The sequence below is a fragment of the Pseudonocardia sp. genome (assembly GCF_025965585.1).
In the GTDB taxonomy this organism is placed as follows: domain Bacteria; phylum Actinomycetota; class Actinomycetes; order Mycobacteriales; family Pseudonocardiaceae; genus Pseudonocardia.
Window position 1 is genome coordinate 1 of sequence record NZ_JAOPWR010000549.1, and the last position, 5,012, is coordinate 5,012.

General features: G+C 66.4%; 6 protein-coding genes. 5 read left to right on the top strand and 1 reads right to left on the bottom strand.

Translation table 11 applies throughout. The annotated features are described in order from the left end of the window. Positions 1 to 960, bottom strand: a 960-nt coding sequence (locus JWR81_RS33970; RefSeq protein ID WP_297662163.1) for an XRE family transcriptional regulator, incomplete at its 3' end; no start/stop codon positions are given. 240 nt (positions 961 to 1,200) lie between these two features. On the opposite strand from JWR81_RS33970, the gene JWR81_RS33975 reads away from it, so the two are divergent. The 5 genes from JWR81_RS33975 to JWR81_RS33995 are packed head-to-tail and all read left to right on the top strand — an operon-like array spanning position 1,201 to position 4,938. Then, complete coding sequence (locus JWR81_RS33975; protein WP_297662164.1) at positions 1,201 to 2,106, top strand: AAA family ATPase; 906 nt, start codon at positions 1,201 to 1,203, stop codon at positions 2,104 to 2,106. Between the two features lie 19 nt (positions 2,107 to 2,125). Continuing rightward, complete coding sequence (locus tag JWR81_RS33980; RefSeq protein WP_297662167.1) at positions 2,126 to 2,572, top strand: hypothetical protein; 447 nt, start codon at positions 2,126 to 2,128, stop codon at positions 2,570 to 2,572. Further along, the gene (locus JWR81_RS33985; RefSeq protein WP_297662169.1) at positions 2,569 to 3,072 is read left to right on the top strand and encodes a hypothetical protein; all 504 of its coding nucleotides are present in this window, start codon (positions 2,569 to 2,571) and stop codon (positions 3,070 to 3,072) included. The genes JWR81_RS33980 and JWR81_RS33985 overlap by 4 nt, the downstream gene beginning before the upstream one ends. A gap of 22 nt (positions 3,073 to 3,094) precedes the next feature. Then, positions 3,095 to 3,961 (top strand): CBASS oligonucleotide cyclase, encoded by an 867-nt coding sequence (locus JWR81_RS33990; protein ID WP_297662171.1) that lies wholly within the window; start codon positions 3,095 to 3,097, stop codon positions 3,959 to 3,961. Then, on the top strand, positions 3,958 to 4,938 hold the full coding sequence (locus tag JWR81_RS33995; protein WP_297662173.1) for an S-4TM family putative pore-forming effector: 981 nt from the start codon (positions 3,958 to 3,960) through the stop codon (positions 4,936 to 4,938). Before JWR81_RS33990 ends, JWR81_RS33995 begins: the two co-directional genes overlap by 4 nt. Positions 4,939 to 5,012 lie beyond the last annotated feature (74 nt).

Below are 5,012 nucleotides of genomic sequence, written 5' to 3' on the forward strand. Positions count from 1 at the left end.
GATCCCCAGAGGGCCTGGCTCGACTTTCCTCCATCCTCGCACAGATAGGGCTTTCCATCCCTGCGCGTAGGCGTGTTCGCTCATGACGCCAAGCGTCTTTGCTCTAACTAGAAGAGCTGCGAGCGAGACGTGCCATTTTGCTTTTAACCGGAGAAATGCGGGCCAGTCAAGCCGACTCGGGAGTTCGGGTTTGATGTCGTCGGCCGGCATGAGAAATGCTGCGGCGAACTCGTGAGCTTGCCCTTCGGTGACCTTGTCTCCTATTTCTCCCGAGATGCCGTGCAAGACTAGATGGCCGAGTTCGTGGGCGGCATCGAAGCGGGAGCGGTCGCGCAGACCCTTATCGGCCCCGAGAGCGACGACGGGCCTGTCGGGGAAGTCGACGCAGAATGCGTCAACCTTTTCGATGCTGACGCGAAAGCGGACGACGATGATTCCGTTCATCTCCAGTAGCCGCACGACATCGTGGACCGGGCCGCGTGGCACGTTCCAATGGTCGCGGACTTGGGCCGCCGCTTGTTCGATGTCGGCGGACCGGAGCGGCTGCCCTTCGCCAATCGGGACGCGCGGCAGGTTGAGGTCCGGCAACGCGACGTGCTTTTCGAGCTCGAGCGCAAGTTCCCGCGCGAGGTGCACGTAGGCGAGAGCTTGGTGGCGATCTCGAGGGGAAGTTGATCGAAGGCTGCGGAAGAACCCGTTGACCTGGTCCTGAGCGGGGGGGCGGGCTGGTGCGGCGAAGAAGGTTGGCGGTACTCGCAGTGCGACCGCGAGGCGGCGAAGCGTCGACGTGGCGGGTTTGGTGTGTCCGTTCTCGAACTGGCTGATTGAGGCCGCGGTAACGGAGCCGACTTCCCGCGCCAGTTGCACCTGAGTGAGGCCGCGAAGTTCACGCGCCATCCGCAGTCTGGCCCGATCGAACAGGGCCGCGATGTCGCCGGGGTCCAGTTGCGGGTCGTTCACGTCGCTCGTCTCCGCAGTCGATGTCCGCCGATGAGCGGACAGTCCTCGATCTTGATGCTCCGCTCGCATCTTAGGCACACCTTGGTTACCCGGCGGTCAAATCCCCCGGCTTCAACAGGCACGTCCGGGTGAGGGGTGTGTCGAGTTGCACGTCTACTTCGTCGTGTAGCCTACCAACCTTCAAGAAGATGATGTTGAAATCTGAGGTAATCGCCGGGCGCGAGGGACGGAGTTGAGGGGATGAAGGTTCAGGAGTGCGTGCTGTCGGAGGAGGTGGTCACCGCCGACTCGGCGGAGACCTCGTTGTGGGACGCCATCGTGGTGCCGGAGGGGATCAAGGAGAGGTTGCGCAACCAGACCGTGTTGTCGCTGCTTGTCCGGCCCGATCTACCGTTCGAGGTGACGGCGTTGCACGGGTTGTGCACGCTCTATGGGCCGCCCGGCACCGGCAAGACGACCCTGGCGCGGGGTCTGCCGGCGCAGGTCGCGCGCTTCGTTCCCGGCGGCGAGGTCCGGCGGATCGAAATCAATCCGCACGGGCTGATGAGCGCCGAGCACGGGCAGTCGCAGCAGCGGGTCAGCGAGTTGCTCGGTGAGTACGTGCCGGGGCTGGCGTCGGACGGTGTGCCGACCGTGGTGATTCTCGACGAGGTCGAGTCGATGGCGGTTGCCCGCTCGGCGGCCTCGTTGGCAGCCAACCCGGCCGATGTTCACCGCGCCACCGACGCGGTGCTCACGGCGTTGGATCTCAACGCCGCCGAGCACCCGCACCTGTTCTTCGTTGCGACCAGCAACTTCACCACCGCTTTGGACGAGGCGTTCCTCTCCCGCTCCGACGCTGCCATCCTGGTCCCGCTCCCCGAGCCGGAGGCGCTGCGGGAGATCCTGGCCTCCACACTGCTCACACTCGCCGACAAGTACCCGGCCCTGGGTCATCTGGCGCGCTCCTCGGCGATGAACCGCATCGCCGAGGCCGCGGACGGGTTGGACGGCCGCCGCGCGCGCAAGGTGGTCTTCGAAGCCCTGGCTCAGCGGCTGGACACGGTGCTCGACCCCGGCAGCCTCACGGAAGACAGCCTGGCCACCGCGGTGCGCAATGCCGTCGCGGAGACGAGCTGGCCGGAGGTGTCCCGTGCGGCGCACTAGGGAGGTGGCGGCCTCGCCCGTGCGTAGCGCCAGCGCAACCTGGTCGGTGATCGCGGACCTCGTGGCGGAAACGGTGGCGCAGTCCTCTGCGCTGTCCCGCGACGAGGCGGTACAGGCGATGTCGGCCGCCGAGGCGGTCGGGCGGATGCTGATCGCGGGAGGGCACCTACACAAGCACCCGCTCACCCTGGTGGCTGGCAAGGTGCACTGCGAGATCACGACGGTGTCCGGCACGGCGGCGCTGACGCTGGAGGAGAATCTCAACCCCGTCCCCGGCGCGACGGGCGCCGACGACTTCACGATCCACCTCCCGTCCCCCGCCCCGCTCCAGGAGCAGGTGAAGGCCGTCGCGGACGGGCACGCTCGGCTGTCCGACGCCGCCCCACCCGTTCCGGAGACGAAGGCCGCCAGTTCGGGTCCGCTGATCGACCTTGAGGCCCTGCGCCGGGCGGTGACCCATCGATGACGTCGACCTACACGTACAGCTACACCCGGACCCACACCGCCACGCACCTGACCGACGTCATCCTCGGCGCGATCATCGACATCCTCGCCGACCTGGGGATCAACATGGACCGGTTGCACCGTGACTGGGTGCAGAACGAGAACGCGGTCAAGGCATGGATCGAGGAGAGCTCCCTGGCCGCGGTCGTCCTTGAGTGCCATCAGCCCTCGGGCGCCGTGGCGCCGGTGATCGAGTTCCCGGTGTCCTACACCACCTCCGGCGACGGCAACGCAGAGTTCACCGCCTCTCGGGCCCGGCTCGCCCGGTTCCGCGCCAAGCTCGACCGGGTGCCCGCAGGCACCACATATCGGTTGTTCTGCACCTTCAACGGGCCCCGTACCCCGCAACCGGGCTGGGGCCCCGGCCAGCGGGCGAGCACCAACGGCCTGCGGGGCATCACTTTCGGCACCCTCGGCTCCGCCCCGCACGCCTCGACCAGCATGCGGTACTACCACAACTGAGACCACGAGCAGGAACACCGCTATGGGATACATCGACGACGCCTTCGCCAACCTGAAGCACAATCTGGAGATCACCGAGACCGAGCAGAATCTGGCCAAGGCACGGCACGAGGCCATCCGCGACTTCGTCAAGTCACACTGGGACCTCGCCGACAACTTCCTCACCGGCAGCTACCGGCGCGACACCAAAACGAAGAAGCTCAAGGACATCGACATCTTCGTCGTCCTCGACGACGACGGCTCCCAGGCCGGCTTCCGAGACCAGGCCCCCATCCAGGTCATCAACGCCCTGGAGACCCTCCTCCGTCAGAAGTGGACGGGCGCCGCCCGCGACGGCATGGCCGTCGTCGTCCCCTACGGCCCCGACGACGAGGTCATGTCCATCGACGTGGTCCCCGCCTTCAAGCGGAGGGACGGCGGCTACTACATCCCCAACCCCTCGGCAGGCGATTGGCTCGCGACCAATCCCAAGCGCCACCACGAGCTGAGCATCGCAAAGAACGCCGACTGCGACGGCAAGTACGTGCCCTTGGTCAAGATGATCAAGGGCATCAACCGTGAGCTCGGGGAACCTGTCTCGCCTTCCTTCCTGTTGGAAGTCATGGCCCAGTCCCTGGTGAAGCCGCCCATCGGGCGCTACCAGGACGAGATCGTGCTGTTCCTGGCCACCGCCGCCGAACGCATCGGCGACCAGTGGCCCGACCCCGCCGGTCTCGGCGGTGACGTCAACGCCGTCATGAACGCCACCCAGAAACTCACTGCGGCCAACGCGCTCAAGCAAGCCCGCGGCATCGCCGAACGAGCGGTCGACCTGGAGGACGAGGACCAGGAACGGACTGCCTACGACGAGTGGAAGAAGCTCTTCGGTAACCGGATGACCAAGCCATGAACCTTTCCACCGATCCCGCCGGTGTCCGCGGAATACCGCCTCGAGCCATCCACGAGCGGCAGCTCGACGACGATATGCTGCTCCTGCAGCGCGCCGCGGCGGCAAGCCACCAACGTGGCCAGCTCCTTGAGGCCGTGCGCGTCGACGCCGCCCTCGCGCTCGCCGCCGCCGGTGTCCTGATCACGCTGATCGGCCACGGCCGAACCGCAGTCTCGATCGTCGGGTTCTTCTGGTTCCTCGTCTCTGCGTTCCTGCTCAAGGGCCTCGCCGGGAACACCGCCCGCCGAGGCGCCCTGCTCCAGGAGATGTTCGACACCGCCCTGTTCCACCTGCCGTGGCGCACTACCGTCGCCGGCGACACGATCCCCGAGCCAGACGTCCGCCGCCTTGCACGCCAACTCGCCCGAGGTGGGAAGAAGGACAAGCGCATCACCGACGGCTGGTATGACCCCACCCACGACGTCCACCACCCGTACGACGTCTTCATCGCCCAGGAGCAGAATCTCGCCTGGGACGCCCGCCTCCGCCGCCGCTACAGCCACCTCATCGCCGCCGCCGCGTTCCTGTGGACCGCCATCGGCCTGGTCATCGGTCTCGCGGTCGCGAACGCCCCCCTTGTTGACACCCTCCTCAGCTTCTTCGTCCCGTCTCTGGCTGCCTACCAGATCGCCTACGAGATTTGGTCCGGCCAACGAAAGGTGGCCGACGAACGGGAGAGACTCGCCAAGGTCGTCAACACCGAGCTGGGCAACGGACGCCCTGGTCCCGTGCCCGACACCGAATGGCACCGCCTACGCAACGTGGCCCGCGATGTACAGGACGGCGTCCTCCGCACCCGCCTGGATACCACCCGAGTACCCGAGTGGTTCTACAAGTACTTCCGTGACGACGACGAAAGCGACTTCGGCGATACCGCAGAGGGCCACCGCGTCCGTCTAGCCCAAGTCCCGGCTCCTCGTACGCCGCCACCAACGTAAACCAGATCTTGCAGACGCTTTCCACCATCGCGCCCAAGTACCTGCACGACCATATAGGCATTCGGGTCCAGGTC

Excerpts from the sequence above, each read along its gene's own strand:
- JWR81_RS33990 (WP_297662171.1), top strand. The coding sequence starts at position 3,095 with ATGGGATACATCGACGACGCCTTCGCCAACCTGAAGCACAATCTGGAG.
- JWR81_RS33985 (WP_297662169.1), top strand. The coding sequence starts at position 2,569 with ATGACGTCGACCTACACGTACAGCTACACCCGGACCCACACCGCCACG.
- JWR81_RS33975 (WP_297662164.1), top strand. The coding sequence starts at position 1,201 with ATGAAGGTTCAGGAGTGCGTGCTGTCGGAGGAGGTGGTCACCGCCGAC.
- JWR81_RS33995 (WP_297662173.1), top strand. The coding sequence starts at position 3,958 with ATGAACCTTTCCACCGATCCCGCCGGTGTCCGCGGAATACCGCCTCGA.